This window comes from Paracoccus methylarcula (assembly GCF_003007735.2).
GTDB classification, from domain to species: domain Bacteria; phylum Pseudomonadota; class Alphaproteobacteria; order Rhodobacterales; family Rhodobacteraceae; genus Paracoccus; species Paracoccus methylarcula.
Genome location: NZ_PXNQ02000002.1, coordinates 156,313 through 183,312 on the forward strand (window position 1 = coordinate 156,313; position 27,000 = coordinate 183,312).

The 27,000-nt window shown below is 63.9% G+C and carries 25 protein-coding genes, 1 tRNA gene and 2 pseudogenes; 17 read left to right on the top strand and 11 right to left on the bottom strand.

From position 1 onward, the window contains the following. Nucleotide 1: 1 nt before the first annotated feature. Both hydA and A7A09_RS03935 read right to left on the bottom strand, forming a co-directional pair. The gene (hydA, locus tag A7A09_RS03930) at nucleotides 2–1,453 is read right to left on the bottom strand and encodes a dihydropyrimidinase (protein ID WP_106690174.1); all 1,452 of its coding nucleotides are present in this window, start codon (nucleotides 1,451–1,453) and stop codon (nucleotides 2–4) included. 75 nt (nucleotides 1,454–1,528) lie between these two features. Beyond that, nucleotides 1,529–2,794 (bottom strand): Zn-dependent hydrolase, encoded by a 1,266-nt coding sequence (locus tag A7A09_RS03935; RefSeq protein WP_106690175.1) that lies wholly within the window; start codon nucleotides 2,792–2,794, stop codon nucleotides 1,529–1,531. Nucleotides 2,795–2,984: 190 nt separating this feature from the next. On the opposite strand from A7A09_RS03935, the gene A7A09_RS03940 reads away from it, so the two are divergent. Beyond that, nucleotides 2,985–3,629 (top strand): TetR family transcriptional regulator C-terminal domain-containing protein, encoded by a 645-nt coding sequence (locus A7A09_RS03940; RefSeq protein ID WP_245999125.1) that lies wholly within the window; start codon nucleotides 2,985–2,987, stop codon nucleotides 3,627–3,629. 325 nt (nucleotides 3,630–3,954) lie between these two features. Here the strand turns inward: A7A09_RS03940 and A7A09_RS03945 are convergent. Then, nucleotides 3,955–4,029: transfer RNA gene (locus A7A09_RS03945), tRNA-Glu, on the bottom strand. Nucleotides 4,030–4,143: 114 nt separating this feature from the next. Further along, nucleotides 4,144–5,094, bottom strand: coding sequence for an AEC family transporter (locus A7A09_RS03950; RefSeq protein ID WP_170167009.1), 951 nt, complete (start codon nucleotides 5,092–5,094; stop codon nucleotides 4,144–4,146). Between the two features lie 85 nt (nucleotides 5,095–5,179). On the opposite strand from A7A09_RS03950, the gene gatC reads away from it, so the two are divergent. From gatC to pgi, 11 genes and pseudogenes are all read left to right on the top strand, one after another. Then, nucleotides 5,180–5,467 (top strand): Asp-tRNA(Asn)/Glu-tRNA(Gln) amidotransferase subunit GatC, encoded by a 288-nt coding sequence (gene gatC / locus A7A09_RS03955; RefSeq protein WP_106690177.1) that lies wholly within the window; start codon nucleotides 5,180–5,182, stop codon nucleotides 5,465–5,467. After that, on the top strand, nucleotides 5,464–6,948 hold the full coding sequence (gene gatA / locus A7A09_RS03960) for an Asp-tRNA(Asn)/Glu-tRNA(Gln) amidotransferase subunit GatA (protein WP_106690178.1): 1,485 nt from the start codon (nucleotides 5,464–5,466) through the stop codon (nucleotides 6,946–6,948). The genes gatC and gatA overlap by 4 nt, the downstream gene beginning before the upstream one ends. A 35-nt stretch (nucleotides 6,949–6,983) precedes the next feature. Next, complete coding sequence (locus tag A7A09_RS03965; RefSeq protein ID WP_106690179.1) at nucleotides 6,984–7,565, top strand: hypothetical protein; 582 nt, start codon at nucleotides 6,984–6,986, stop codon at nucleotides 7,563–7,565. Then, nucleotides 7,529–8,227, top strand: coding sequence for an N-acetylmuramoyl-L-alanine amidase (locus A7A09_RS03970; protein WP_106690180.1), 699 nt, complete (start codon nucleotides 7,529–7,531; stop codon nucleotides 8,225–8,227). The genes A7A09_RS03965 and A7A09_RS03970 overlap by 37 nt, the downstream gene beginning before the upstream one ends. After that, complete coding sequence (locus A7A09_RS03975) at nucleotides 8,217–8,645, top strand: GFA family protein (RefSeq protein WP_106690181.1); 429 nt, start codon at nucleotides 8,217–8,219, stop codon at nucleotides 8,643–8,645. Before A7A09_RS03970 ends, A7A09_RS03975 begins: the two co-directional genes overlap by 11 nt. A gap of 163 nt (nucleotides 8,646–8,808) precedes the next feature. Beyond that, complete coding sequence (locus A7A09_RS03980) at nucleotides 8,809–9,618, top strand: sulfite exporter TauE/SafE family protein (protein ID WP_106690182.1); 810 nt, start codon at nucleotides 8,809–8,811, stop codon at nucleotides 9,616–9,618. Between the two features lie 59 nt (nucleotides 9,619–9,677). After that, on the top strand, nucleotides 9,678–10,874 hold the full coding sequence (locus A7A09_RS03985) for an RSP_2647 family RNA methyltransferase (RefSeq protein WP_106690183.1): 1,197 nt from the start codon (nucleotides 9,678–9,680) through the stop codon (nucleotides 10,872–10,874). Continuing rightward, nucleotides 10,871–11,410, top strand: coding sequence for an RSP_2648 family PIN domain-containing protein (locus A7A09_RS03990; protein WP_106690184.1), 540 nt, complete (start codon nucleotides 10,871–10,873; stop codon nucleotides 11,408–11,410). Before A7A09_RS03985 ends, A7A09_RS03990 begins: the two co-directional genes overlap by 4 nt. A gap of 60 nt (nucleotides 11,411–11,470) precedes the next feature. Then, nucleotides 11,471–12,921, top strand: a pseudogene (gene zwf / locus A7A09_RS03995) (glucose-6-phosphate dehydrogenase). Nucleotides 12,922–12,923: 2 nt separating this feature from the next. Next, on the top strand, nucleotides 12,924–13,595 hold the full coding sequence (pgl, locus tag A7A09_RS04000; RefSeq protein WP_106690185.1) for a 6-phosphogluconolactonase: 672 nt from the start codon (nucleotides 12,924–12,926) through the stop codon (nucleotides 13,593–13,595). Between the two features lie 15 nt (nucleotides 13,596–13,610). Further along, complete coding sequence (pgi, locus tag A7A09_RS04005; RefSeq protein ID WP_106690186.1) at nucleotides 13,611–15,221, top strand: glucose-6-phosphate isomerase; 1,611 nt, start codon at nucleotides 13,611–13,613, stop codon at nucleotides 15,219–15,221. A gap of 18 nt (nucleotides 15,222–15,239) precedes the next feature. Here pgi and A7A09_RS04010 read toward each other — a convergent pair whose 3' ends face one another. Next, entirely contained in the window at nucleotides 15,240–16,034 is a 795-nt protein-coding gene (locus A7A09_RS04010) for a bifunctional sulfate adenylyltransferase/adenylylsulfate kinase (protein ID WP_106690187.1), read from the bottom strand. A gap of 298 nt (nucleotides 16,035–16,332) precedes the next feature. Between A7A09_RS04010 and A7A09_RS04015 the strand changes: the two genes are divergently transcribed. Further along, entirely contained in the window at nucleotides 16,333–17,232 is a 900-nt protein-coding gene (locus tag A7A09_RS04015) for a LysR substrate-binding domain-containing protein (RefSeq protein WP_106690188.1), read from the top strand. 28 nt (nucleotides 17,233–17,260) lie between these two features. Here A7A09_RS04015 and trxB read toward each other — a convergent pair whose 3' ends face one another. Beyond that, the gene (gene trxB / locus A7A09_RS04020; RefSeq protein WP_106690189.1) at nucleotides 17,261–18,253 is read right to left on the bottom strand and encodes a thioredoxin-disulfide reductase; all 993 of its coding nucleotides are present in this window, start codon (nucleotides 18,251–18,253) and stop codon (nucleotides 17,261–17,263) included. A 147-nt stretch (nucleotides 18,254–18,400) separates the two neighbouring features. Between trxB and A7A09_RS04025 the strand changes: the two genes are divergently transcribed. Next, nucleotides 18,401–18,901 (top strand): Lrp/AsnC family transcriptional regulator, encoded by a 501-nt coding sequence (locus tag A7A09_RS04025; protein ID WP_106690190.1) that lies wholly within the window; start codon nucleotides 18,401–18,403, stop codon nucleotides 18,899–18,901. Nucleotides 18,902–18,982: 81 nt separating this feature from the next. Here the strand turns inward: A7A09_RS04025 and ftsY are convergent, their stop codons facing one another. Further along, the gene (gene ftsY, locus A7A09_RS04030; RefSeq protein ID WP_106690191.1) at nucleotides 18,983–20,065 is read right to left on the bottom strand and encodes a signal recognition particle-docking protein FtsY; all 1,083 of its coding nucleotides are present in this window, start codon (nucleotides 20,063–20,065) and stop codon (nucleotides 18,983–18,985) included. Between the two features lie 214 nt (nucleotides 20,066–20,279). Between ftsY and xth the strand changes: the two genes are divergently transcribed. Continuing rightward, on the top strand, nucleotides 20,280–21,065 hold the full coding sequence (xth, locus tag A7A09_RS04035) for an exodeoxyribonuclease III (protein ID WP_106690192.1): 786 nt from the start codon (nucleotides 20,280–20,282) through the stop codon (nucleotides 21,063–21,065). A 97-nt stretch (nucleotides 21,066–21,162) separates the two neighbouring features. On the opposite strand, the gene A7A09_RS04040 is transcribed toward xth, so the two are convergent. After that, nucleotides 21,163–22,050, bottom strand: a complete 888-nt coding sequence (locus tag A7A09_RS04040; protein WP_106690193.1) for a cation diffusion facilitator family transporter — start codon at nucleotides 22,048–22,050, stop codon at nucleotides 21,163–21,165. 233 nt (nucleotides 22,051–22,283) lie between these two features. Between A7A09_RS04040 and A7A09_RS04045 the strand changes: the two genes are divergently transcribed. Further along, a complete protein-coding gene (locus tag A7A09_RS04045; protein WP_106690194.1) occupies nucleotides 22,284–23,432 on the top strand; it encodes a choline transporter in 1,149 nt (382 codons plus the stop codon). 56 nt (nucleotides 23,433–23,488) lie between these two features. On the opposite strand, the gene A7A09_RS04050 is transcribed toward A7A09_RS04045, so the two are convergent. The 3 genes and pseudogenes from A7A09_RS04050 to A7A09_RS04055 form a co-directional block, all read right to left on the bottom strand. Further along, complete coding sequence (locus A7A09_RS04050; protein WP_106690195.1) at nucleotides 23,489–23,812, bottom strand: hypothetical protein; 324 nt, start codon at nucleotides 23,810–23,812, stop codon at nucleotides 23,489–23,491. Beyond that, on the bottom strand, nucleotides 23,812–23,940 hold the full coding sequence (locus A7A09_RS21770) for a hypothetical protein (RefSeq protein ID WP_281277375.1): 129 nt from the start codon (nucleotides 23,938–23,940) through the stop codon (nucleotides 23,812–23,814). The genes A7A09_RS04050 and A7A09_RS21770 overlap by 1 nt, the downstream gene beginning before the upstream one ends. Further along, a pseudogene (locus A7A09_RS04055) lies at nucleotides 23,937–25,804 on the bottom strand (extracellular solute-binding protein). Before A7A09_RS04055 ends, A7A09_RS21770 begins: the two are co-directional and overlap by 4 nt. A gap of 401 nt (nucleotides 25,805–26,205) precedes the next feature. Here A7A09_RS04055 and A7A09_RS04060 point away from each other — a divergent pair. After that, nucleotides 26,206–26,988, top strand: a complete 783-nt coding sequence (locus A7A09_RS04060) for a 3-hydroxybutyrate dehydrogenase (protein ID WP_106690196.1) — start codon at nucleotides 26,206–26,208, stop codon at nucleotides 26,986–26,988. The last annotated feature ends 12 nt before the right edge of the window (nucleotides 26,989–27,000 follow it).

The following is a 27,000-nucleotide window of genomic DNA, read 5'->3' on the forward strand; positions in this document are numbered from 1 at the left end:
GTCACACCCCGCTCGCCGGAATGCCCGAGCGCTCGACCGGCCTAGGCGCGGTCAACTCCTTCCACTTGCTCAGCGCCCTGTTGACCTGTCCGCGAGGCTCGCGGGCGACGAATTCCCCATGCCCCTCGCGGCTGTCCAACGCACCCTCGCGGACCGCCACCACACCGCGTGTCAACGTATAGCGCGGCAGACCCTTGACCTTCTGCCCTTCGAACACGTTGTAATCGATGGCGGATTGCTGGTTGCCCGCGCTGATGGTCTTTTCCGCCTCCGGGTCCCAGACCACCAGATCGGCATCCGCGCCGACCAGCACCGCACCCTTGCGGGGATAGAGGTTCAGGATCTTGGCGATATTGGTCGAGGTCACGGCCACGAATTCGTTCGGCGTCAGCCGCCCCGTCCCGACCCCATGCGTCCACAGCATCGGCATCCGGTCCTCCAGCCCGCCGGTGCCGTTCGGGATCTTGGTGAAATCTCCGACCCCGTAGCGCTTCTGCTCGGTGGTGAAGGCGCAGTGATCGGTCGCCACCACCGACAGGCTGCCCGATTGCAGCCCGGCCCAGAGACTGTCCTGGTGCAGCTTGTTGCGGAAGGGCGGAGACATGACCCGCCGCGCGGCATGATCCCAATCGGGGTTGAAATATTCGCTCTCGTCCAGCGTCAGGTGCTGGATCAACGGCTCTCCCCAGACCCGCTTGCCCTGCTGTTTCGCGCGCCGGATCGCTTCGTGGCTGTCCTCGCAGCTCACATGCACGACATAAAGCGGCACCCCGGCCATATCGGCCACCATGATCGCCCGGTTCGTCGCCTCACCCTCGACCTGCGGCGGCCGGGAATAGGCATGCGCCTCGGGTCCGGTATTGCCCTCGGCCAGCAGGCGGGCCGACAATTCCGCCACCACGTCGCCATTCTCGGCATGGACCAGCGCGATCCCGCCCAAATCGCCGACCCTACGGAAACTGGCGAAGAGTTCGTCGTCATTCACCATCAGCGCGCCCTTGTAGGCCATGAAATGCTTGAAACTGGTGATGCCGCGCTTGACCACCGCCTCCATCTCGTCGAAGACCTGCTCTCCCCACCAGGTGACGGCCATGTGATAGCTGTAGTCGCAATGCGCCCGCCCGGACTTGTTGTCCCACATCTTCAGCGCATCCAGTAGCCCCTGACCAGGGGAGGGCAGGGCGAAATCCACTACCATCGTGGTCCCGCCGGCCAGCGCCGCGCGGGTTCCGCTTTCGAAATCATCGGCGGAATAGGTGCCCATGAAGGGCATCTCCAGATGCGTATGCGGATCGATCCCGCCTGGCATGACAAGGCAGCCGGTGGCGTCCAGCACCTCGTCGCTCGTCAAGCCCTCACCGATCGCCGCGATCCTGCCGCCCTCGATCAGCACATCCGCCTTGTAGGTCAAATCCGCCGTCACGACGGTTCCGTTCCGAATGACCGTGCTCATCGCGTAGCCCCTTCTTCTTCAGAAAAATATCCTCTGGGGGTCCGGGGGGCGAAGCGCCCCCGGCCTCCGCGCGCGTCAGCGCGCAATCTCCGCCGCCTCCAGCACCGCGTGCAGCAGCACGTCGGCCCCGGCCGAGGCCCATTCCGGGCTGATCTCTTCGGCCTCGTTATGGCTCAGCCCGTCCACGCAGGGGCACATGATCATCACCGTCGGTGCCACCCGGTTGATCCAGCAGGCGTCATGCCCGGCGCCCGAGACGATATCCATATGGCTGTAGCCCAAGCGATCGGCCGCGTCGCGCAGCATCCCGGCCAGCTTCGGGTCGAATGTCACCGGATCGAAATGCCCGACCGGCTCGATCTCGATCCCCAGTCCCAATTCGCTTGCGATCTCCGGTGCCTCGGCCTCCAGCCGCGCGCGCATTGCGTTCAGCTTGTCCAGATCCGGAGAGCGGAAATCGACGGTGAAGACCGCACGGCCGGGGATCACGTTGCGCGAATTGGGATAGACATTGGCCTGGCCGACCGCGCCCACGGCATTGGGCTGGTGATCCATGGCGATGCGATGCACCGCCTCGATGATCCGGGACATGCCCAGTCCTGCATTTACCCGCATCTTCATCGGCGTGGAGCCGGTATGCGCGTCCTTGCCGGTCAGCGTCACCTGCAGCCACCACAGGCCCTGCCCATGCGTGACCACGCCGATCTGCGTGTTCTCGGCCTCCAGTATCGGGCCCTGTTCGATATGGTATTCGAACATCGCGTGGATCTTGCGTTCGCCCGGGGCCTCGTCGCCGCGCCAGCCGATCCGGTCCAGCTCGTCGCCGAAGCGCTTGCCCTCGGCATCCTCGCGGCTATTGGCGTATTCCTCGTCATGCATCCCGGCGAATACGCCCGAGGCCAGCATGGCGGGCGCGAAACGGGTGCCCTCCTCGTTGGTCCAGTTGACCACCACGATGGGACGGCGGGTCGAGATACCCATGTCGCGGATCGAGCGGATCACCTCCAGCCCCGACAGCACGCCCAGCACACCGTCATATTTCCCGCCGGTGGGCTGGGTGTCCAAGTGACTGCCGATATAGACCGGATCCAGTGCCGGCTCGGTCCCCTCGTGGCGCATGAACATGTTGCCCATCCGGTCAACGCCCATCGACATCCCGGCCTCTTCGCACCAGCCCTGGAACAGGCTGCGGCCTTCGGCATCGGCATCGGTCAGGGTCTGGCGGTTATTGCCGCCCGCCACGCCGGGGCCGATCTTGGCCATTTCCATGATGCTGTCCCATAAGCGGTCGCCATCGATCTTCATGTTCGCGGCTGGAACAGCCCCGTTCGGGTCCGCCATGTGTTTTCCTTCCTGTCTGATCGCCCCGTCTTGCCGCGAGGTCGAATGGATGGGTCTGGCGCCTCCGGGCATCGCGCACGAGGAGTGTTGCCAATTATTGACCAAAGAGTCAGGATCAGGCTAGCACGGGGCCTTGTGCAGTCAAGCACCGTTATTGCCATCTTGGCGTCGCAGGGTTTCCTGCCCAATAATGAGACAGAACAACGAAGGGCAGGCGATGGGCGAGCAGGATGATCGCGGGTTGACCAGAATTCAGCGCCGCAACAGGGAACTGATCCTTGAAGGCGCGCTGACGGTATTCTCCAATAGCGGCTTTCGCGGCGCGACGATCGACCAGATCGCGGGCGAGGCGGGTCTGTCCAAGCCCAACGTGCTGTATTATTTCGCCTCCAAGGATGAAATCCACAAGACCCTGTTGACCACGCTGCTGGACATGTGGCTGGCCCCCCTGAGCAATATCGATCCCGAAGGGGAGCCCTTGCAGGAGGTGCTGGATTATGTCGCGGCAAAACTGCGCATGTCCCGGCAATACCCGCGTGAAAGCCGGCTTTTCGCCTATGAGATCCTGCGTGGCGCGCCCCATCTGACCGAGATCCTGGGTGGGCGGTTGCGCGGGACGGTCGAGGATGCGGTGGCGATCCTGCAGGACTGGATGCAGTCGGGGCGGCTGCGGAATGTCGAGCCACATCACCTGATATTCTCGATCTGGTCCATGACCCAGCATTACGCCGATTTCGAAGTGCAGGTTCGCGCCGTGCTGGGGAAGGGGCATGACCCGTTCAGCGAGGCGCAGGAATTCCTGGACGATCTGTATCGCCGGCTTCTCTCGCCCTGATCGGGACCGTCATTCCGGATGGCGGACGCTCGGGGAAGGGTGACCGGGAGCGATTCGCCGAAACCCCGACGATCTTCCGAACCATGGGCATCAACCCTGTCCTCCCTATGGCGGCCATTGACGTTGAACCAATCCCCCTGAGGCTGCTGCGCGTCATCAGATCGAAATGTGCGAAGATGTCATCAAGGCTGCCGCCGCCTGCGCCTTGACCGAACAGGGTGGAATCTCCTGGATTTGATTGCATCCAGGCGCAACACATGATCGCAGGCATAAAGGCCGATAGCCTTCTGGTCTGTGAGTGAAATTCAATGAAATCAAGCTTTAGTGGCAGCCCGTAGGGGAATCGAACCCCTCTTTCCAGGTTGAAAACCTGGCGTCCTAACCGATAGACGAACGGGCCACTTTCTGTCGCTGCCAAGGCTGTCCCGGCGGCGTGGAGCGGTGTTTAGGCGAGCATCCTGCCGGGTGCAAGGGAAAAAACTCAGCCCATCGGCAAATTTTTCGCGGCCCGGGGTCAGGCGATCAGATGGCTGACCAGGATCAGCCACAGGGACAGTGTCAGGGCTGAGAGAACCGTTTGCCATGTGAACATGTCGGCGTAAAAATCCGCGTCGCCGCCCATCTGGCGTGCAAGGATGAAGCCGACCGAAGCCGCAGGGGCCGCCGTCAGCAGCACGCCCGAGGCGATCTGATCGGCGGGCAGGCCGAAGATCAGCGCGGCTGCCAGGAACAATATCGGGCACATCACCAGCCGCATGGCGACGCCGATCCACATCGCCGGGTCGCTTTGCCACAGGCGCTTGATCTCGATCCCCGCGCCGACCGACAGCAATCCCACCGCCAAGGCCCCCTGACCCAGCCAGTCGAGCGGCGCCAGCACCCAACCGGGCAGATCCGCGCCCGACATGTTCAGGGCCAGCCCGGTCAGGCAGCCGAGAACCAGCGGGTTGCGTGCGATCTCGCGCGTGATTCGGCGCCAGGTCTGGCGACGGTCGGAGACCTGTCGGCTCTGATCGTTCTCGGGCGGAAACAGGGTCAGCATGACAATCGAGGAAATGTTGAAGACGGGAATCAGGAAGGCCATGGCCACGGCCAGGTCGCTCAGTGCCTCCGGGCCAAGGCCATTCGCCGCAACTGCCAGCACCAGCAGCGAATTGAAGCGCATGGACCCCTGGAACATCGAGGTAAAGCGCGGGTTCGTCAGTTTCAGCGCGCCACGGCTCAGGATCGCGGCCAATGCGGTCGCGGCGAAGGCCACGGCCAGGGCGAAAACATAGCTGCCAAGCGATCCCAGGGACAATTCCGAGCGATAGATCGAGGTGATCAGGATCGCCGGGAACAGCAGCCGGAAGCCGAGTTGCTCGACCCCCGGCCAGTTCGCGGGTGCGATGATCCGAAAGCGTCGTGCGAGATGCCCTAACGCGACAAGGGCAATGACCGGCAGGATCGCTAGGGCGGCTTGCATGCGGCTCTCCGTGGATAGCTTTGCGGGGACTTCTTGCAGCCCCGCGCACAGACTTGTAAACCGCCGGGTAACGAAAGGGAAAGCCATGTCGATCACCGAAAACGAGGCCCGCAAGGTCGCGCATCTGGCGCGGATCGCGGTCGAGGACGAGGCGCTGCCTGCGCTCGCACGAGAGCTGAGCGGCATTCTGCAATTCATGGAGCAGTTGAACGAGGTCGATGTCGAGGGTGTCGAACCGATGACCGGCGTCACCCCGATGCGTCTCAAGCGGCGCGAGGATGTCGTGACCACGGGCGGGATGCCCGGGCAGATCCTGTCGAACGCACCCGATGCGCGCGAGGGCTTCTTTGCTGTGCCGAAGGTGGTGGAATGAGCGATCTGAACAGGCTGACCATTGCCGAGGCCGGCGCCGCGCTGCGCAAGGGCGAGGTGACCTCGCTTGAGCTGACCGATGCCTGCCTTGCCGCGATCGAGGGGGCAGGGGCGCTGAACGCGGTTGTCCATGGCACCCCCGACAAGGCGCGCGAGATGGCGCGGGCGGCGGATGCGCGAATCAAGTCGGGTGACGCCACGCCGATGACCGGGATCCCGCTTGGCATCAAGGATGTGTTCTGCGTCAAGGGCGTGCCCTCGCAGGCCGCCAGCCGGATTCTCGACGGGTTCAAGCCCGAATATGAATCGACCGTGACCCAGAACCTGTGGGATGCGGGCGCTGTCATGCTGGGCAAGCTGAACATGGATGAATTCGCCATGGGCTCGGCCAATGAGAACAGCTGCTATGGCCGCGCGGTGAACCCGTGGAAGGCGGCGGATGGGCGCGAATTGACACCGGGCGGTTCCTCGGGCGGGTCGGCGGCGGCGGTTGCGGCGGATCTGTGCATCGCGGCGACCGGCACCGATACCGGCGGCTCGATCCGCCAGCCTGCGGCCTTTACCGGCACGGTCGGCATGCGTCCGACCTATGGCCGGGTCAGCCGTTGGGGGGTGATCGCCTATGCCTCCAGCCTCGATCAGGCCGGGCCGATGACCAAGACGGTCCGCGACGCGGCGATCATGCTGGGCGCCATGGCTTCGGTCGATGAAAAGGATTCGACCAGCGCCGACATTCCGGTGCCGGATTTCGAGGCGGCGCTGACCGGCGATATCCGCGGCAAGAAGATCGGCATTCCGCGCGAATACCGCGTGGATGGCATGCCCGCCGAGATCGACCAGCTGTGGCAGAAGGGCGCGGACATGCTGCGCGATGCCGGGGCCGAGATCGTCGATATCAGCCTGCCGCATACGAAATACGCGCTGCCTGCCTATTACGTGATCGCGCCCGCCGAGGCGTCCTCGAACCTCGCCCGCTACGATGGCGTGCGCTACGGGCGGCGCGCGAAACTGGGTCAGGGCGACGGCATCACCGAGATGTATGAAAAGACCCGCGCCGAGGGTTTCGGCCCCGAGGTGCAGCGCCGGATCATGATCGGCACCTATGTCCTGTCGGCGGGTTTCTACGACGCCTATTACAACCGCGCCCGCAAGGTGCGCGCGCTGATCAAGCGCGATTTCGACGAGGCCTATGCGCAGGGAATCGACTCGATCCTCGCGCCCGCCACGCCCTCGGCGGCCTTCCCCCTGGGGGCGATGGACCAGGCTGATCCGGTGCAGATGTATCTCAACGACGTCTTTACCGTGACGCTGAACCTTGCCGGTCTGCCGGGGATCTCGGTTCCCGTGGGGCTGGACAAGCAGGGCTTGCCGCTTGGATTGCAGCTGATCGGACGGGCCTTCGAAGAGGGTGAACTGCTCAACCAGGCGCTTGTTCTTGAACAGGCGGCGGGATTTGTGGCCAAGCCCGAACGCTGGTGGTAGGTTGCGGGCGACAACGGATATCTGACGGAGGCGAAATGCGCGGCTGGTTGATGATTTCGGTGCTGGCGCTTGCCGGCTGTGGCGAGCATCGGGGCTGGAACCCGAATTATCAGTTCGGCGCGGGGCCCTATGGCGAATATCGCGCCGAGAGGGAGGCCGCGCTGGTCTCGGGCAGTGAATCGCCGCAGGTGATCCCCGTCGCCCGTCCCGCCAAGGCGCCGACGGCAGAGGCGATCGCCGGGCAATCGCCGGTGCCGGCACCGGCGACGATGGGGGTTCGCTCGGGGGGCCGGGCCAGCGGGAACGCGCCGGTCCAGATCGTGCCGGACACGATGCTGCCCAAGACCCAAGCCGGCCCCTATCCGGGCTCGACCCCGGTCCTGGTGCGCTACGCCTTCGAGGCAAATCATCAACCGGGCACCGCGACCTATCCCCGCAGCGCTGGTTCGCAGGCACAGGCCACCCGCGCCTGCGCGGCCTATGCTTCGGCAGATGCCGCCCAGACCGCCTTCCTCGCCGCCGGAGGACCGCAGAGCGATCCGCGCGGAATGGATCCCGATGGTGACGGTTTCGTTTGCGGATGGGATCCCGCGCCCTTTCGCAAATCGCAGCTTTGACAGGCAACCCCTATCCAAGCCCCAATCACGGCGACAGGCGCGGCTATCGCCCTGAATTGATCGTGTTGCATTATACCGGCATGGATGATGCGCATTCGGCCCGTGCCCGCCTTTGCGACGTGCGGGCAGAGGTCAGCGCGCATTGGCTGATCGGCGAGGATGGCGGCATCGAGGCGCTGGTGCCCGAAGACCGCCGCGCATGGCATGCCGGGGCGGGGGCGTGGCAGGGGCGCGGGGACGTGAATTCCCGCAGTATCGGGATCGAGCTTGCCAATCCCGGAGACCGCCCCTTTGCAGCCCGCCAGATGGACGCGCTGACCGATTTGCTGCGCGGGATCATGGCGCGCTGGCGGATCGGCCCCGAAGCAGTGATCGGCCATTCCGACCTAGCCCCGGGGCGCAAGATCGATCCCGGCCCACGCTTCGACTGGCAACGTCTTGCCCGCGCGGGGCTTGCTCTCTGGCCCGATGACGGCCCCGACCGCCCCTTGGCCGAAAGCCTCGACGCCATCGGCTATCCCGAGGGCGACGCGCAAACCCGGCTTGCTGCCTTCCGCCTGCGTTTCCGACCATGGGGACAGGGACCAGAGACGGCGGAGGATCGTCGCCGTGCCGCCGGGGCGGCTGAACTCTACAAGAGGGAGCGGCAGGATGCCGGTTGATTTCGACATGATCGAGGCGCGGGCCGCCTGCCATTGCGGCGCCGTCCGGCTGCATCTGCGCTTTACGGATGGGCTGCATAGCGCCCGGCGCTGCGATTGCAGCCTTTGCCGGATGCGCGGTGCGGTGGCCGTCAGCGTGCCGCTTGATGGCTTGACCGTTCTTTCGGGCCGGGACGCGCTCAGCCTGTATCAATTCGGTTCCCATGTGGCAGAGCATTATTTCTGCCGCCACTGCGGCATCTATACCCATCATCGCCGCCGCTCGAACCCAAATGAATACGGCGTCAATGCCGCTTGCATCGAGGGCGTGAGCCCCTTTGACTTCGCATCGGTGGAGGTACTGAACGGCCGCAGCCACCCCAATGATGGCGGTGGTGGCGGAGTCGTCGGCACGCTTCATTACCGTCCCGCCGAATAACACCGCCATCCCGATCCGCATCGCAAAGCCGGTGCGAAAATACCTCATTCTCCGCGCCTGCGCATGGCGACGTGGTCGTAATCTCGGGAAATCACCCGAATACGACCAATGAACAGCCCTGTCCCCTCTGGCATAGCTCCGGCGGGCGGGTTATGGCGCGCGCATGACGCATTATCTCTTTTCCGCCCTTGTCCTTGCGACCACCGGAGCCTTTGCCGGCATATTGGCCGGCCTGCTGGGAATCGGAGGCGGGATCGTGCTGGTGCCGGCCTTCCTGCTGCTGTTCACGCAGGCGGGTTTCGGCGGGCCGGATGTGATGCAGCTTTCGCTCGCGACCTCTCTGGCGACGATCATCGTCACCTCGGCGCGTTCGGTCATGGCGCATCATCGCAAGGGGGCGGTGGACTGGCAGATCCTGCGAAGCTGGGCCGCAGGGATCGGTATCGGCGCGCTGGTCGGGGTGCTGACGGTCGGCGCGCTGCGGACGCAGGCGCTGCAACTTATCTTTGCCGGGCTGGTCATCGTCATCGCCAGCTACATGGCGATCTCGCGCAGCCATTGGCGGCTGGCCAGCGAGATGCCGGGCGGCTGGCGCCGTATCGTGATCTCGCCGCTGGTTGGCTTCTTCTCGGTGCTGCTGGGGATCGGCGGCGGCAGTATCGGCGTACCGCTGATGACGCTGCATGGCCGTTCGATCCACCGGGCGGTTGCGACGGCGGCGGGTTTCGGCATCCTGATCGCGGTGCCATCTGTCGTGGCCTTCCTGTTCCTGCCGGTGTCCAACGCGCCGCCGATGACCATCGGCTCGGTCAATCTGCCGGTTTTCCTGATCACCATCGCCATGACGCTGATCACCGCACCGATCGGGGCCAATCTCGCGCATCGCACCGACGCGCAGAGGCTCAAGCGGTATTTCGCGGTTTTCCTGCTGCTGGTCGCCCTGAACATGCTGCGAAAGACTTTGATGGGGTAAAGCCCTGTCTTGTGCCTGTCCGGGCATCGTGCCAGATCACCGGCGAAAGGATTTTTGCCATGAGCGATCTGCCCGTTATCCGTCTGCGCCCGAAATCGAAGCCGCAGGCCATCCGTCACGGCTTTCCCTGGATTTTCGCGGATGAGGTGGTGCTGGACCGCCGCACGCGCGCCTTGCCCGCAGGCGGTTTCGCCGTGCTTGAGGATGCCGAACGCCGTCCGATGGCGCTGGTGACGGTGAATCCGGTTTCCAAGATCATCGCGCGGGTGATGGATGCCGATCCGGCGGCGCGGATCGATGGCGAGTGGCTGCGGGTCCGGCTGGCCCGCGCCCTGGCGATGCGCGAGCGGCTTTATGACGCGCCCTTCTACCGGCTGGTCCATGCCGAGGCGGACGGGTTTCCGGGGCTGGTCGTCGATCGCTTCGGCGATTCCGCCGTGATCCAGCCCAACGCGGCATGGGCCGATGGCATGGCGGGCGAGATCGCCGAGGCGCTGGCGGATGTTGCCGGCGTGGAGACGGTGATCCTGAACGGGCAGGGGCGGGCGCGCGGATTGGAAGGGCTGGACGAACGGACCGAGATCCTGCGCGGCGCGGCCCCTGACGCGCCGGTGCAGGTTGTGATGAACGGCGCGGTCTACATGGCCGACCTGTTGGGTGGGCAGAAGACCGGGCTTTTCTATGACCAGCGCCCGAACCACGCATTCGCGCAACGTCTGGCACAGGGGGCCGAGGTGCTGGACGTCTTCAGCCATGTCGGCGGCTTCGGGCTTGCGGCGCTGGCGGCGGGAGCCTCCCGCGCGACCTGCGTCGATGGCAGCGCCGCCGCGCTGGAACTGGCCGAGGCGGGGGCGCGGGCCATGGGTGTGTCAGACCGTCTGGAGACCCGGCAATCGGACGCTTTCAAGGCGATGGAGGCGCTGGCCGAAGAGGGCCGCCGTTTCGACCTGGTGATCTGCGATCCACCTGCCTTCGCGCCCTCGAAACAGGCGCTGGAGGCGGGGCTGCGCGCCTATGAGCGGGTGGCCAAGCTGGCCGCCCCGCTGGTCGCGCCCGGGGGCTATCTGGGCCTATGCAGTTGCAGCCATGCCGCAGACCTGACCCAGTTTCGCAATGCCAGTGCGCGCGGGATCGGTCGCGGCGGGCGGCGCGGCGTGCTGATCCATAGCGGACAGGCCGGTCCCGACCACCCGACATTGCCGCAACTGGCCGAGACCGGCTATCTCAAGGCGCTGTTCTTCCGGCTGGACGGATGAAGGCGGTTCTGGACGCCAATGTGCTGTTTCCCACCATCCTGCGCGAGATCCTGGGTGACCTGGCCACGGCGGGGCTTTACCAACCGCTCTGGTCGGCGCGGATACTGGCCGAGTGGCGCCATGCCGCGGCCCGCCTTGGCCCCGAGCAAGAGGCCGTGGCAGGGGCCGAGATCGCGCTTCTGACCCGGCGGTTCCCCGATGCCGCCATGCCCGATGACGGCACCCGCGCCATCGATCTGAATCTGCCCGATCCTGCAGACCGCCACGTGATCGAGGCCGCGCTGGCAGGCGGTGCCGCGCTGGTGGTGACGGCGAATCTGCGCGATTTTCCGCGTCCTGTCATGGCGGGGTTGGGATTGCGTGCGATCCATCCCGATGCGTTCCTGCTGGACCTGCATCGCCGCGACGCGGCAAGTGTTGCGCTGGCCGTAGAGACCGCCCGCGATAAGGCGGCAAGGATGGGAGGCGACATGACCGTCACCGAAATGCTCAAACGCAGCCGCCTGCCGCGGCTTGCCAAGCTGCTGAGAGGTTGAAACGAGTTGCTGTTAACGCTAACAAGAGATATGGCGAAAGCCGGTGATAAGGAGGACAGCATGGTCTCGCGCGTCATTCCGGTCGAAGATTTCGACCTCGTGATATTCGGAGCAACCGGTGATCTCGCGCATCGCAAGATCCTGCCGGGATTGTTCCGCCGCTTTGTTGCGGGGCAGATCCCCGAAACCTCTCGCATCATCGGCGCGGCGCGGACCGATCAGGACGATGACGCTTTCCGGGCCGAGACCGCCAAGGCGATCGCCGAATTCGCCGGCGTCAAGAAGAACGATCCGAACCTGGCCAGGTTCCTGGAGCTTCTGGCTATACCGCGATCGACGCCAAGGGCGAGGGCGGCTGGAAGGCGCTCAAGGCGCGGATGCGCAAGGGCGCGGTCCATGCCTTCTATTTCTCGGTCGCGCCGTCGCTGTTCGGGGATATCGCCGAACGCCTGCACGGCCATGGCATCACCGACAGCCAAAGCCGCATCGTGGTGGAAAAGCCCTTTGGCCGTGACCTGGAATCGGCCCGTGCGCTGAACACCATGCTGGCGCAGCATTTCCAGGAACAGCAAATCTATCGCATCGATCATTACCTGGGCAAGGAGACGGTCCAGAACCTGATGGCGGTGCGTTTTGCCAATATCCTGTTCGAGCCGCTGTGGAACGCGCAGTTCATCGACCATGTCCAGATCACCGTGGCCGAGACCGTCGGCGTCGCGGGGCGGGGCAGCTATTACGACAAGTCCGGCGCCATCCGGGACATGGTGCAGAACCACATGATGCAGCTTTTGTGCCTCATCGCGATGGAGCCGCCATACCATTTCGATCCGAACGCGGTGCGCGACGAGAAGCTCAAGGTCATCCGCGCGCTGGAGCCGGTCGAGGACAGCGACATCGTGCGCGGCCAGTATCAGCCCGACGGCAAGGAGCCGGGTTACCTTGAGGATGCCGAGAATCCTGATTCCCGGACCGAAAGCTATGTCGCCATGAAGGTGCGGATCTCGAACTGGCGCTGGCAGGGGACGCCCTTCTACCTGCGCACCGGCAAGAAGCTGCGTGCCCGCACCTCCGAGATCGCCATCACCTTCAAGGAGCCGCCGCATTCGATCTTTGACGATACCGGCGCGCCCCGTGCCAACGAGCTTGTCATCCGGCTGCAACCGAACGAAGGTATGAATCTCAAGGTGATGATCAAGGAGCCGGGGCCGGGGGGCATGCGATTGGTCCAGGTGCCGCTGGACATGTCCTTCGCGGATGCCCTGGGATCGGAGGGGGCCGATATACCCGACGCCTATGAACGGCTGATCATGGATGTGATCCGGGGCAACCAGACCCTGTTCATGCGCGGCGACGAGGTCGAGGCCGCGTGGGCATGGACCGATCCGATCATCAGCGCATGGGAGGATGCCAAGCGGCGTCCCGAACCCTATGATGCCGGTTCCTCGGGCCCGGAAGAGGCGCTGCGCCTGATGCATCGCGACAATCGCCGATGGAGGGAGATTCGCGCATGAGTATGGATTTCAAGGAATATCCCGACCGCGAGATGCTGGCCCTGTCGCTGGCCGACCGGATCTCCTCGCAGCTTGGGCAGCATCTGCGCTCTGCCGATACGGCCAGTCTCTGCGTTCCGGGCGGCACCTCTCCGGTGCAGGTTTTCGACACGCTCAGCGGGGCCGATCTGGACTGGGACCGGGTGACGGTGTTTTTGGGCGACGAACGGTGGGTCGATGGCGAGCACAAGCGCTCGAACAGCCGGTTGCTGCGCCGTCACCTGCTGCGCGACCGGGCGGCGGCGGCCAATTACATCGACCTTTATACCGGCGATGCGCAGCCCGAGGATGCGACGGAGGGGCTGGCAGAGGCTTTGGCACCGCATCTGCCGGTGACCGTGGCGCTTCTGGGCATGGGGAACGACATGCATACCGCCAGCCTCTTTCCCGGCGGCGACCGGTTGGCCGAGGCGCTGGCGAATGACGCGCCACCGCTGATGGCGATCCGTGCCGATGGGGCGGAGGAGCCGCGCATTACCCTGACGCGCCCGATCCTGTCGCAGGCGATCCATATCCACCTGCTGATCATGGGTCCCGAAAAGCGCGAGGCATTGGAACAGGCGCAGAAACTTGATCCCATCGAGGCGCCGATCCGCGCCTTTCTGGATGCCGCGACCGTGCATTGGGCGGAATAAGAGGACCGACGACACATGAACGATATCTGGACCCGGCTGAAAACCCATCGCGATGCACAGGGCGAGGGGCGTATCTCTGATCTTTTCGACGCTGATCCCGCCCGCGCCACGGCATTCTGCACCGAAGCCGGCGGGCTGGTGTTTGACTGGTCCAAGACGATGATCGATGCGGGCGCGCGCGATCTGCTGATCGAGTTGGCGCAGGGCGCGCAGGTCGAGGCGCGGCGCGAGGCGATGTTCTCGGGCGAGAAGATCAACGATACCGAGGGCAGGGCGGTGCTGCATACGGCGCTGCGCAACCTGGATGGCGATGTCCGCGTGGACGGGCAGGAGGTGATGTCCGGCGTTCGCGAAACGCATGAGCGCATGAAGGCTTTCGCCCGCGATGTCCGCTCGGGCGCTTATCAGGGGCAGGGCGGCAGGATCACCGATGTCGTGAATATCGGCATCGGCGGCTCGGATCTCGGGCCCTATATGGCGACATTGGCGCTGGCACCCTATCATGACGGGCCGCGCACGCATTTTGTCAGCAATGTCGATGGCGCCGATATTGCCGATACGCTGAAGGGGCTCGACCCGGCGACGACACTGGTGATCGTGGCCTCCAAGACCTTCACCACCATCGAGACGATGACCAATGCCCGCACCGCCCGCGACTGGATGGCGGCGACGGTCGCCGAGCCTGCGGCGCAATTCGCGGCGCTGTCCTCTGCGCTCGACAAGACGGCGGATTTCGGGATCGATGCCAGCCGGGTCTTCGGCTTCGAGGATTGGGTCGGTGGGCGTTACTCGGTCTGGGGGCCGATCGGGCTGTCGGTCATGCTGGCCGTGGGGGCTGATCGTTTCGATGAATTCCTGGCCGGTGGCGCCGCGATGGACGCGCATTTCCGCACCGCCCCGCTGGAGCGGAACCTGCCGGTGCTGCTGGCGCTGACCGGCATCTGGCATCACCAGATCTGCGGCTACCCGACCCGCGCCGTACTGCCCTATGACAACCGGTTGCTGCGCCTGCCCGCTTACCTGCAACAGCTTGAAATGGAATCCAACGGCAAGCGCGTGGCGATGGATGGCAGTGACCTGACCCTGCCCTCCGGGCCGGTGGTCTGGGGGGAGCCGGGCACCAACGGCCAGCATGCATTCTATCAACTGATCCATCAGGGCACGATGCCGGTGCCATGCGAATTCATCCTCGCCGTACGCGGGCACGAGGATGAGCTGGCCCATCATCACATCCTGCTGGCCGCGAACTGCCTTGCCCAATCCGAGGCGCTGATGCGTGGCCGCAGCCTTGACGAGGCGCGGGCGCTGATGGCCGCCAGGGGGCTGGAAGGGGCCGAGCTGGACCGGCAGGCGCGGCATCGCGTCTTCCCCGGCAACCGGCCTTCGACGACTTTGCTGATCGGGCAGTTGACGCCGTTTGCCCTGGGGCAGATCGTTGCGCTCTACGAGCATCGGGTCTTTGTCGAAGGGGTCATTCTGGGCATCAACAGTTTCGACCAATGGGGCGTGGAACTGGGCAAGGAACTGGCGTTGAAGGTCGAGCCCCTGCTGAACGGACAGGCCGCACCCGGCCATGACGCCTCGACCGAGAACCTCGCGAGCCGGTTCCGGCAGATGCGCGGATAGGCAAGGCGGGGGCGAATCTCAGCGGGACAGGAGAATCAGCCCCGCCTCCTCCAGCGCCTGCCGTGTTGGCGGATCGTCGTCGGCGAAGACATGGGTCGCACCGTAATTCCGGGCAACCAATGCCTGCAGGATCGATATTTGCGGCCCCGGTTCCCGCATGGGCAGATCGATCGGCGCGATGCAGGTATCTGCACGCCCGGCGATCATGCTTTCGCAGCGTTGCAGCATCCCGGCGCGCTCCGATGCCGGGATTTGCCCGATCAGCGGCATCAGCATCAGCGCCATCCCGTTTTCGGGTCCCGGCAGCGTTTCGATATCATGCAACGCCGCTACGCGATCCCAGCCATTCGCCCGGAACAGGCTACGCATATGATTGGGTGCCGTCCCGGCCCCGGCAGGGGGACGCAACCCCTTGACCTTGCCGCCAAGGCAATTGGTGCCCGTATCGGTCCCGGCTGCCCAGTGATCGGTGACCGACATGATCGCCAGCAAATCCCCCCGGTCGTCCTGCAGCCCAATATCGTCGCCCGGTTCGATCCTCGCGGCGAATCCCTCATCCACCCGCAACGTGAGGGGCAGCGGCCAGCAGGCCCCCGAGGTCAGCCGCATCTCCTGCGAAACGCTCTCGCAATCGGCCTGTGTCAGGAAGCCCTTGAGCGGGAAGAAACCGCCATTCATCAGCAGTTCCAGGTCGCGGATCTGCCGGGCGCTCAGGGTCCAGCCGGGCAGTTTCGCCCCCTCATCGGCCAGTTTCTCGGCGGCCTCGGGCGAGACGAACAATTCGGGGATCGGGATCTGGTTCAGCTTGGTCATGGGCAAACCTTGTAACGGATGCCCTGCCCGTAACCTTCTGCCGCTTCAGGATCAACCGCGACAATCGGCGGAGCATTCAGCCGCCGACCATCGCGGCAGGGGCAGGTCATCCAGTTCCTCCAGGCTCATTCTCTGGATTTCGGGTTGGTCCAGCGGTTCGCGGACCGGCGAATACGGGGCCAGCGCAGCGTCGGAGCGGCGCAGTAACAGGCGGAATAGATTTAGCATGGTCTGAATATACTAGAATGATTGTCCAGCACCTATTGAGATTGAGCGGATGATCTTTTAGATTTTCTAAATGAATCCACTGAACCGCATCCCGCTCACCGGCCTGCGCGCCATCGAGGCGGTTGCCCGTCTTGGCAGCCTCTCGGCCGCTGCCGAGGAGCTTGGCGTGACTCCCGGTGCGCTGAGCCAGCGGATCAGCCGCACGGAAGCGCAGCTTGGCCAACCGGTCTTTGACCGCACCGGCAGCGGGCTGCGTTTGAACGCGCTTGGCCGGGACATGGGGCTTCGCCTCTCGCGGGGCATGGCCGAGTTGTCCGCCGCAGCGATGCTGGCGGATCCGGGGCAGGACGATCTGCTGAATGTCTCGGTCGCACCGCTCTTCGCCAGCCGCTGGCTGATCTGGCGCCTGCCGGGCTTTACCGCCGCCCATCCCGCCATCCGCATCCGGTTGGAGCCGGTCAGCCGCATGGTGACACCCGGAATCGACGGGGTGGATGTCGGGCTGCGGGTCGGGCGCGGCGACTGGCCGGGATTGAAGGCCGAGAAGCTTCTGGAACAGCGCGTGATGCCGGTCTGTGCGCCCACATTGGCCGAACGCATCCACCAGCCCGCCGATCTGCTGCGGCTGCCGATCCTGCGCGAGAATGACCTGCTGGCCGGCTGGCAGGAATGGCTGGCGCCACATGGGGTTGATGCGCGGGCAATCCCGGATGGCCCGACATTCACCGATGGCGGGTTGTGCCTGGACGCCGCGATCTCGGGGCAAGGCCTGTTCATGGCCTGGGAAACGCTGGCCTCGGACGCATTATCCCGAGGTCAGCTTGTCACCCCGCTGCCCGGTCGCTCGGATACCGGGGACAGCTATTGGTTCGTCACCGCATCCGGGGCCCGTCGCAAACCCGCCATCGCCCGGTTCCGTGACTGGCTACGCAACGAACTGGCTATGACAGCGCGTGACTGGCCAAGCTGATTGTCGCCCTCGCCCATAGGGGCCGCGTTTATTCCGCCGGGGTCTTTTCCGGCTCGGACCGGACGGATTCCGTCGCAGCCTCTTCCTGCGCGGCCAGCCAATGCTCGGCGTCCAGTGCCGCCATGCAGCCCATTCCGGCGCTGGTGACCGCCTGGCGATAGAAATGATCGGTCAGGTCGCCCGCCGCGAAGACACCGGGAACCGAGCTGCGGGTGCTGCCCGGTTCGACCTTCACATAGCCGCCATGATGCAATTCGAGCTGATCCTTGACCAACTCGCTGGCAGGCGCATGGCCGATCGCCACGAAAATGCCGTCGGCAGGCAGTTCGCGCGTCCCGTCATCCTTGGTCGAACGCAGCACCGCGCCGGTCACGCCCAGGGGATCATCGGCGCCTTTCACCTCGATCAGTTCGTGATCCCAGATGATCTCGACCTTGGGGTTCTTGAACAGGCGGTTTTGCAGGATCTTCTCGGCTCGCAGGCTGTCGCGGCGATGCACCAGCGTGACCTTCGAGGCGAATTTGGTCAGGAACAGCGCCTCTTCGACCGCGGTATTGCCGCCGCCGATCACCAGCACCTCGCGGTTGCGATAGAAGAATCCGTCGCAGGTGGCGCAGGCGCTGACGCCGAAGCCCTTGAACTTCTCTTCCGAGGGCAGGCCCAGCCAGCGCGCCTGCGCACCTGTCGCCAGGATCACCGCATCCGCCGTGACCCGCCGCCCGCTGTCGCATTCCGCGACGAATGGCCGCTGCCCCAGATCCAGCCGTGTCACCATGTCGGTGACGACATCGGCGCCCATGGCGCGGGCATGCTCTTCCATTTTCACCATCAGATCGGGGCCCTGGATCTCGGTCTCGCCCGGCCAGTTCTCGACCTCGGTGGTGATGGTCAGCTGCCCGCCGGGCTGCAACCCCTGGATCAGCATCGGCTCCAGCATCGCCCGCGCACCGTAAACGGCAGCGGTATAGCCCGCCGGACCCGAGCCGACGATCAGGAGTTTGGTATGGGTGCTGTCGGTCATCTTGCGCCTCGATCTTGATTGTCGTGCCTAGGTAATGGCCCCGGCGTCCCGGCGCAATGGCTGCGCGATATGCAGAAACAATGTTGCGCAATGGCGGGGCGCATTGTAGTTTCCGGCAATCAAAAATGAACAGGGAAGAAGGCCAGCATGACCGGCACGAAACTGGACGAGATCGACCGTAAAATCCTGGCCGAGCTGCAGGCGGACGGCCGGATGACGAATGTCGAGCTTGCGCGCCGCGTCGGCATTTCCGCCCCTCCCTGCCTGCGCCGGGTCCGCTCGCTTGAGGAGATGGGCTTCATCCGCGGCTATCACGCCGATATCGACGCACGGGAACTGGGCTTCGAGGTGCAGGTCTTTGCGATGGTGCGTCTTGCCTCGCAATCCGAGCGTGATCTCTCGGCCTTCGAGGCGCTGGTGCAGGGCTGGCCGCTGGTCCGCGAATGTCACATGCTGAATGGCGAGATCGACTTCATCCTGAAATGCGTGTCCCCCGACCTGTCGAGTTTCCAGCGCTTCCTGACAGACCAGTTGACCGCCGCGCCGAACGTGGCGAGCGTCAAGACCTCGCTAGTCATTCGCGGCGCCAAGGACGAGCCCTCGGTCCCCTTCGAAATCGTCGAGGAACGGGTGCGGCAGGCAAGCTGAAAGGGCCAGTCCGAAACCTGCCGGGGCTTTCCGGTAATCAGAACATGACCAGTGACCGCGCATATGCGCGGTGCGGTGGAGCTACAGCCCCACCAGAGCGCGGGCGAATTCCCCGGGATCGAAGGCATCGAGATCGTCGATCTGCTCGCCCACCCCGATCGCGTGGATCGGCAGCCCGAAGCGGTCCGCCAGCGCCACCAGCACGCCGCCGCGCGCGGTTCCGTCCAGCTTGGTCATCACCAGTCCCGACACATCGGCCAGCTTCTGGAAGGTTTCCACCTGGTTGAGCGCATTCTGCCCGGTGGTCGCGTCCAGGACCAGCAAGGTGTTATGCGGCGCTTCCGGGTCCTTCTTGCGGATCACCCGGACGATCTTGGCCAGTTCCTCCATCAGGTCCTGACGGTTCTGCAAGCGCCCCGCCGTGTCGATCATCAGCAGATCGGCGCCATCCGCCTCGGCCCGGGTCATGGCGTCGAAGGCGAGGCTCGCCGGGTCCGATCCCTGTGCCGCCACCATCACCGGCACCCCGGCCCGCTGCCCCCAGATCTGCAATTGCTCGACCGCCGCCGCCCGGAACGTATCCCCGGCGGCGATGACGACCGATTTGCCCGCCGCACGGAACTGGCTGGCCAGCTTGCCGATGGTGGTAGTCTTGCCCGCCCCGTTGACGCCCACGACCAGCACGACCTGCGGCTTCTTGGGGTAAAGCGGCAAGGGGCGTGCCACCGGAGTCATGATCCGGGTGATCTCGGTGGCCAGCAGTTCCTTCAACTCGGTGGCCGATACGCGCCGTCCCATCCGCCCCTCGGCGATATTGGCGCTGACCCGCAGCGCGGTATCGACGCCAAGATCGGCCTGCACCAGCATATCCTCGAGATCTTCCAGCATCTCGTCGTCAAGCGCCCGGCGCGGCTCATCCGCCCGCGCCTCTCCGCGCCCGAACAGGCGGCCCACCAGCCCCCCCCCGGCCGGCTGCTGTGCAGCTACTGCGGGCGCCTCCGCTTGTCGCGGTACGGTTTCCGGTTCAGGCTCCGGCCGCGCCGCCGCCTCGGGTTCCGGGGCCGGTGTCGCGGGCGTGCCTTCCCCGACGATATCGTCCAACCCTTCCCCGATCTTCGAGGAAGAGCGGGTCAGCCGCTCACGCAGTTTCGAGAAAAACGACATATCCGCATCCTTTCCGTCCGCCTGAACCTATTCGCTCATGAAAGCGAGGGAAAGGCCGGGTCAGCAAATCGACCGCCCCGGATCTTCTTCTCATGAAAATATCCTCGGGGGAATCCGACCCGAAGGGACGGGTGGGGGCGGACAGCCCCCTTTGAGGCGTTCCTGCTCGGCATCGCCGCTTGCCATTCCCACCCGGCCCGATCAAGATGCCGGCATGAAAATCGCATCTTTCAATATCAATGGCATCAAGGCACGGATCGCGGCGCTGACCGACTGGCTGAACGCGGCCGAGGCCGATGTCGTGGTCCTGCAAGAGATCAAGTCCCTGGACGAGACCTTTCCGCGCGCCCATTTCGAGGATCTGGGCTGGAATGTCGAAACCCATGGGCAAAAGGGCTTCAACGGCGTCGCCATCCTGTCGAAACTGCCGATCGAGGACGTGATGCGCGGCCTGCCCGGCGATGAAAGCGACGAGCAGGCGCGCTATATCGAGGCGACCGTTACCGGCGAACGGGCAGTGCGGATCGCGGGGCTGTATCTGCCCAATGGCAACCCGGTGCCGGGACCGAAATACGATTACAAGCTGGCTTGGATGGAGCGTTTGCGGATACGTGCCGCCGAATTGCTGGCCGGTGAAATGCCGGTGGTGATGCTGGGCGATTACAATATCATCCCCGAGCCGCGCGATGCCGCAAACCCCGGCAAATGGGTGGATGACGCACTGTTCCTGCCGCAAAGCCGGGCGGCGATGCGGGCAATCCAGTGGCAGGGCTGGACCGATGCGATCCGCATCCGCGATCCGTGGTCCACGCGGGGACCTTTCACCTTCTGGGACTTCCAGGGCGGCGCGTGGAACAAGGATGACGGCATCCGCATCGATCACCTGCTGCTGTCTCCGCAGGCCGCCGATCTGCTGGTCGAGACCGGGGTGGATCGCGAAGCCCGCGCAGCCGAGAAACCGAGCGATCACGTGCCGGTCTGGCTGCGGCTGGCGGCCTGAATATCCACGTGTTCACGTTGATCTGCCGGGCGCGTCCGGCAGATCGTGATTTCGCCCGATCCCCGAATGCCTGAACCTCGCCCGGAGTCGGACCCCGCTACAGGACCAGAACGCCGGAATGCTTGGCCATATGTTCCGGCTCGACATGGATGGTGATCTGCGCCTCGGGCAGTTTCGCATGCAGGGATTGCTCGATCCGGTCGCAGATCCCATGGGCCTCGTCCACGGTGGTCTGGCCGTTCACGACAAGATGGAAATCGATGAATGTCACGCGCCCGGCATGGCGGGTGCGCAGGTCATGGGCCTCGATTGCCCCGGTCGCGCGGTCCGAGATGACGGCGCGGATCAGATCCAGCGTCTCGTCGGACACCGCTTCGTCCATCAATCCGCTGAGCGAAGAGGCGGTCAGCTTCCAGCCCGACCACAGGATATTCAGCCCGACCAGTCCCGCCAGCAGCGGATCCAGCACCGTCCAGCCGGTGACGACCGCAAGCGCGACACCAAGCAGCACCGCAGCCGAGGTGATCACATCGGTCAGCAGATGCCTGCCATCGGCGACCAGGGCCGGGGATTTCAGCTTTCCTCCGCGCAAGATCAGCACCCGGCACCAGAGCGCATTCATCACACCGGCCAGGGCATTGATCGCCATGCCGGTGAAGGGGGTGTCGAGCTCTGGCGGGTTCCGAAAGCCCAGCCATGCCTCGCGCATGATCAGCAATGCGGCGAGGATGATCATGACGCCCTCCAGCACCGCGCTGAAGAATTCCGCCTTGTGATGGCCATAGGGATGGCCGGCATCGGCGGGGCGGGCGGCGACGCGGATGGCGATCAGGGCAGCGATGGCGGTTGCCACATTGACCGTGCTTTCCAGCGCGTCCGACAAGAGCGCGACCGAGCCGGTCAGCCACCATGCCAGCAGTTTCAGGGCCAGGACGACAAGGCCCACGACGATGCTGCCCACGGCGATTTTCAGAACATTTGTCACTGCGACCCGTCCGCTCGCTTACCGTCCTTCACATGTCGATGCAGGCTTTGTCAGATCATCCGGAATTGCTCAACCTGAAATGAACACTTTATTTTGATTGACTGAACAATCAAAATAAGGCAAATACACGATCAATTGATCCTGCGGCGCATGCAAGCGCCGCGCGCTGGCGGTCCGATCCCCGGATACGCCGGTTCCTGCCAAGACGATTGTTCCGCAGAGAAGAGGTTCACATGACGCCAATCATCACCATCGCCTATCTCAGCGTGCTGGCATGCGCGCTATTCGTCCTGATCCGCTGGCCCCATGTCCGATGCACGGGGGAAACCCCGGTGGGGATCTTCACGCTGATCGCGCTGTTGTTCACGGCGGGACTGGACATGGGGCTGGTGATGCTGCCGCTCAACGAATTCCCGGTCTACGAGGAAGAGGCGGCCTTCGGCTTCACCAATGCCCTGGCGGTCGAGTTCGGCATGTGGGGACCGCTGGTCTGGCTGATGTATTTCGTCGCCACCTTCTATTTCGTGGCCATCGAGCCGCGGCTGAAACTGTTCGAAATCCCCGCCGTCAAATGGATCTACAACCTGACGGTCATCGCGACCTGTTCCTTTACCTGCTACCTGTTCATGCAGAACCTGCCCAGCTATGCGCAGGGAATGCCGCAATGGGAAATCTGGGCGCTGGCCATCGGAGTGATCGCCTTCTCGGTCATTTCCAGCGGCGACATGCGGGTCATGAAATGGCTGGCGATTACCTCGACCTATGGTTTCGGCATCCTCGCATTCACCGCGCTGGCGGTCATCAGCATTGCCTATAGCAGGGTGGGTCTGGGCGATTTCTTTGCCAATATCGGCCTGCTGATGGATTACTTCGCCCATCTGCCGCGCTTCGCGATGCCGATCGCGGATTATCACGAATTCTACCTGTTCTGGTGGTTCGCCTGGAGCATCATGATCGGCCAGTTCGTAGCCCGTTTCGTCGGAGGATTGCCGGCCTGGCAACTGGCGGTCGCGATGGTCCTTTTGCCCGCGCTTCCCCTCGGCCTGTGGTTTTGCGTGCTCTTTGTCTACCACCAGGGGCAGATCGCGATCCCCGGTTGGCTCAACTGGTTCATGATCTTCGTCGGCATCGTCTTCGTCGTGAACTCGCTCGACAGCCTGATCCGGCTCTATTCCGCCAATCTGGGCTGGTCGCGCGAGGCACTGGGTTCGCGGGTCTATTACCCGATGCATTTCTTCCTGCAACTCTTGCTGGTGATCGCCTATTTCTTCACGCCCTTCGAGATCCAGTGGGTCGGGCTGATCGTCGCCGGCCTCTATGCCGCGATCTATGTGCTGATCATCCAGCGGATGGGGGCATTGTCCAGGATCGGCGCGCGCTGACACGTGCCCTTCGCCGCAGTAAGCAGGGCCGGGATCGATCAGATCCCGGTCAATTCCTATTCGTCCCTGTCGTCGCCGAAATGGGCGTCATCGTCATATTCATCCTCGCCCTCGTTCACGTATTTCGAACTGAGCGCGATGGAGTGGTTGTCGTGGATCGGGTCCATGACGATGTCCGAGGGAATCTCTCCCCTCAGCCATTCCCGCAATTCCTCGCGAATTTCCGCGACCTCCTGTCCGGTCGCTTCGGCCAGGTAGGCGATGAAGGCGCGCTGGTCGCCGTCGATCTCGTCCAGGTCGGCCTCGTCGACCTCGGGCCATTTATCCGTGATAGCTTCATAGAACGCGGACCAGTTTTCCTGAACGTGATGCCATTTCATCAATAGCCCCCTCCTAAGAAGCCTTGACCCCATCGGGCGACGCCCGTGATATCCTCGCCTACACCCGCGACGCTATTGCAGCCGGCCAGCAATCCGCAGGCCAGCGTGATGATTATGACTGCTCTCATTCCTGTTTCTCCTGCCACCATGTTTCGGGCATGAACCCCGGCCAATCGCCGTAAAGTGGTTTTTGATCAGGATACAACAGGTTGGAGGAATGAGCCAGACGCGAGATGGGGGGATAGCTGACCGGGATCACGTAGCGGCCTGCCGTCAACACCCGGTCGAGCGCGCGCACGGCGGCGTTGAAATCCTCGGGGCCGTCCGCGTTGAGCATTTCCTCGATCATCGCCTCGGCGGCGGGGCTGTTCATGCCCATCCAGTTGCGGCTGCCGGGCTGCGTCACCCCGTCATGTCCCCAATACAGCATCTGTTCATTGCCGGGAGAGAGCGACAGTGCGCGTTCATACCATGCCATGTCGAACTGGTAGTTGTTGGTGCGCTGCACGAATTGCGCGGAATCCAGCATGGTCACGCGCGCCCTGATGCCCAGGTTGCGCAGCGCCTCTATGTAGATATCGACAATCTGCTGCATTTCCGAGGCGTTGCGCATGGAACTGCCCGACTGGTTCAGCAGGATCTCGAAGCCGAAGGCGCGGCCATCGGCATTTCGCAGGACGCCATCCTGTACCGTCCAGCCCGCATCGGCCAGCAATTGCAGGGCCTTGCGCAGCCCGGTCCGGTCAAGCGCCGGCGACCGCCCTCGGGCAGGGCATAACCCTCCAGCGTGCCGGGAGGGAGGTCTTCGGCATATGGTTCCAGCAACTCCCGCACACGCCCCTCGGCGGGGCCGAGATGCATGGCGAGCGTGGAATTGGCGAAATAAGAGGTGATCCGGGGCTCTCGGTTGCCGTTCAATGCGTTATTGATGAACTGGAAATTGAACGCCTCGATCATCGCCTGCCGCACGCGCCAATCGGCGAAGACCGGCTTGCGGCTGTTCATCACCAGCCCCATGATCCCCGACGGACGCTTATGCGGGATCTCGGATTTGACGATCTTGCTCTCGGCCACCAGCGGAAAATCGAACTCGGTTTCCCATTTCAGCGGCGACAATTCACGCCAGACATCGATTTCCCCGGCCTTGAATGCCTCGAACATGGCATTCGAATCGCCAAAATAGTCGAATCGGATCTCGTCGAAATTATAAAGACCGCGATTCAGCGGCAGATCCTTGCCCCAATAGTCGGGATTACGCCGGAAACTGATCGTCCGGCCGGGATCGACCCGGTCGATCACATAGGGGGCCGAGCCGATGGGGATTTCCAGCCCGGGACGGCTGAAATCCTTGTCCTCCCATTGCGCCTTCTTCAGGATCGGGCGCATCCCCATCAACAGGGCCAGTTCGCGATCGGGTTCCTTGAAGGCGAAACGGATGCTGCGCTCTCCGGTCTGTTTCATGCTGGCGACCTTGGACCATGCGCCGAGATAGCGGGGATGGCCTTTCGTGCCCAGGGTCTCGTAGGACCAGATCACATCCTCGATGGTCACGGGGGAGCCATCGGAAAACCGTGCCTCGGGGCGCAGGGTGAACTCGACCCAACTGCGATCCGGGGCGGTTTCGACGGATTCGGCCAGCAGGCCGTAGAGGCTGAACGGCTCGTCGATCGAGCGATACATCAGCGTTTCGGTCACAAGTCCCGGCTGAAACAGGATCGGCCAGACGGGATTTCCCTTCAGCACCCACGGTTTCAGCGAGTCGAAGGAGCCGGGTTCGGCCAGGCGAATCGTGCCGCCTTTCGGCGCCTCGGGATTCGCGTAGGGCAGGTGGGAGAAGCCCTTGGGGAGGGCGGGTTCTCCATACATTGCAATGCCATGAGCGGGCTCTGCAAGGCTTGCCAGCGGCATTGATGCAACACCCGAAACGAAGAGCGCGGCAGCCAGGAAGGCACGTCTCGTCGCGCAATTGTTAAGGATTTTGTAGATTCGCATTGCCGCTCGCCTCGTCATTCTTGCTTTGACTGTGATTTCAACAGGCTTGCCGGTGACGCGTCAATGCCGGGACAAACTTCGGTGTTGGACTCGGAGGCCGACTCGCGTATAAATAACTCACTGCTCGATAGGTTTCTTGCCTGTATGAAACCTGCCTCATGACTTGCGCCCGCCTTGTGCGGGCGCTTTTTTTATGGGCCCGGCAAGGGCTGGACGCCGCTTCAGCAGGGCTGCTGGCGACCAAACATCCCGGCCGCGGAAGGGTTCCCTTCATGGACATGACCGCAACTCATTGTGATCGGCGAATGGATCGCCGCCGGGCACGAATGGTCGTTTCCGGCTGCAGGCGATAACCGGAGCGGTTAGGATGTCGGCAGGTAAAACGCAAGTTCGAGGACGTGATGTTTGAAAAATTCCTGACGGGCAAGACGGCGGTGGTGACGGGCTCGAATTCCGGCATCGGGCTGGGCGTGGCCCATCAATTGGCCAAGGCGGGTGCCGATATGGTGCTGAACAGCTTTACCGACCGTGACGAGGATCACGCGCTGGCCGAGGAAATGGCACGCGAGCACGGCGTGAAGGTGCGTTACATCAAGGCCGACATGTCCAAGGCGGATGAATGCCGGGCCTTGGTTGAACAGGCCGGGGCCTGCGATATCCTGGTGAACAATGCCGGTATCCAGCATGTCGCGCCGATCCCGGAATTCCCGGTCGAAAAATGGGATGCGATCATCGCCATCAACATGAGCTCGGCCTTTCACACCACGGCGGCGGCCCTGCCGCTGATGCGTAAGGCGGGATGGGGGCGGATCGTCAATATCGCCTCGGCCCACGGCCTGACGGCGAGCCCGTTCAAATCGGCCTATGTCGCCGCCAAGCACGGGGTCGTCGGCCTGACCAAGGTGACCGGGCTGGAAACCGCGCAGGAAAGGATCACCTGTAACGCGATTTGCCCCGGCTATGTCCTGACCCCGCTGGTCGAGGCGCAGATTCCCGACACGATGAAGGAATACGGCATGAACCGCGAGGACGTGATCAAGAAGGTGATGCTGGAACGCCAGCCCTCGAAGGAATTCGCCACCGTCGAGGAGATCGGCGACACCACCGTCTTCCTGTGCAGCGACGCGGCGGCGCAAATCACCGGCACGACGATCAGCGTCGATGGCGGCTGGACGGCGCTGTGACATGAGGATGCG

What these genes read in the sequence shown, in the direction of transcription:
- A7A09_RS04060 (WP_106690196.1), top strand. Translation starts at nt 26,206, where the DNA reads ATGTTTGAAAAATTCCTGACGGGCAAGACGGCGGTGGTGACGGGCTCG.
- A7A09_RS04010 (WP_106690187.1), bottom strand. Translation starts at nt 16,034, where the DNA reads ATGACCAAGCTGAACCAGATCCCGATCCCCGAATTGTTCGTCTCGCCC.
- A7A09_RS04045 (WP_106690194.1), top strand. Translation starts at nt 22,284, where the DNA reads ATGACGCCAATCATCACCATCGCCTATCTCAGCGTGCTGGCATGCGCG.
- A7A09_RS03980 (WP_106690182.1), top strand. Translation starts at nt 8,809, where the DNA reads ATGACGCATTATCTCTTTTCCGCCCTTGTCCTTGCGACCACCGGAGCC.
- A7A09_RS03975 (WP_106690181.1), top strand. Translation starts at nt 8,217, where the DNA reads ATGCCGGTTGATTTCGACATGATCGAGGCGCGGGCCGCCTGCCATTGC.
- A7A09_RS03970 (WP_106690180.1), top strand. Translation starts at nt 7,529, where the DNA reads ATGGGATCCCGCGCCCTTTCGCAAATCGCAGCTTTGACAGGCAACCCC.
- A7A09_RS03940 (WP_245999125.1), top strand. Translation starts at nt 2,985, where the DNA reads ATGAGACAGAACAACGAAGGGCAGGCGATGGGCGAGCAGGATGATCGC.
- A7A09_RS04025 (WP_106690190.1), top strand. Translation starts at nt 18,401, where the DNA reads ATGACCGGCACGAAACTGGACGAGATCGACCGTAAAATCCTGGCCGAG.
- A7A09_RS03950 (WP_170167009.1), bottom strand. Translation starts at nt 5,094, where the DNA reads ATGCAAGCCGCCCTAGCGATCCTGCCGGTCATTGCCCTTGTCGCGTTA.
- pgi (WP_106690186.1), top strand. Translation starts at nt 13,611, where the DNA reads ATGAACGATATCTGGACCCGGCTGAAAACCCATCGCGATGCACAGGGC.
- A7A09_RS21770 (WP_281277375.1), bottom strand. Translation starts at nt 23,940, where the DNA reads ATGAGAGCAGTCATAATCATCACGCTGGCCTGCGGATTGCTGGCCGGC.
- A7A09_RS03990 (WP_106690184.1), top strand. Translation starts at nt 10,871, where the DNA reads ATGAAGGCGGTTCTGGACGCCAATGTGCTGTTTCCCACCATCCTGCGC.
- A7A09_RS03935 (WP_106690175.1), bottom strand. Translation starts at nt 2,794, where the DNA reads ATGGCGGACCCGAACGGGGCTGTTCCAGCCGCGAACATGAAGATCGAT.
- A7A09_RS04050 (WP_106690195.1), bottom strand. Translation starts at nt 23,812, where the DNA reads ATGAAATGGCATCACGTTCAGGAAAACTGGTCCGCGTTCTATGAAGCT.
- A7A09_RS03985 (WP_106690183.1), top strand. Translation starts at nt 9,678, where the DNA reads ATGAGCGATCTGCCCGTTATCCGTCTGCGCCCGAAATCGAAGCCGCAG.
- pgl (WP_106690185.1), top strand. Translation starts at nt 12,924, where the DNA reads ATGGATTTCAAGGAATATCCCGACCGCGAGATGCTGGCCCTGTCGCTG.
- A7A09_RS03965 (WP_106690179.1), top strand. Translation starts at nt 6,984, where the DNA reads ATGCGCGGCTGGTTGATGATTTCGGTGCTGGCGCTTGCCGGCTGTGGC.
- A7A09_RS04015 (WP_106690188.1), top strand. Translation starts at nt 16,333, where the DNA reads ATGAATCCACTGAACCGCATCCCGCTCACCGGCCTGCGCGCCATCGAG.
- trxB (WP_106690189.1), bottom strand. Translation starts at nt 18,253, where the DNA reads ATGACCGACAGCACCCATACCAAACTCCTGATCGTCGGCTCGGGTCCG.
- gatA (WP_106690178.1), top strand. Translation starts at nt 5,464, where the DNA reads ATGAGCGATCTGAACAGGCTGACCATTGCCGAGGCCGGCGCCGCGCTG.
- ftsY (WP_106690191.1), bottom strand. Translation starts at nt 20,065, where the DNA reads ATGTCGTTTTTCTCGAAACTGCGTGAGCGGCTGACCCGCTCTTCCTCG.
- xth (WP_106690192.1), top strand. Translation starts at nt 20,280, where the DNA reads ATGAAAATCGCATCTTTCAATATCAATGGCATCAAGGCACGGATCGCG.
- gatC (WP_106690177.1), top strand. Translation starts at nt 5,180, where the DNA reads ATGTCGATCACCGAAAACGAGGCCCGCAAGGTCGCGCATCTGGCGCGG.
- hydA (WP_106690174.1), bottom strand. Translation starts at nt 1,453, where the DNA reads ATGAGCACGGTCATTCGGAACGGAACCGTCGTGACGGCGGATTTGACC.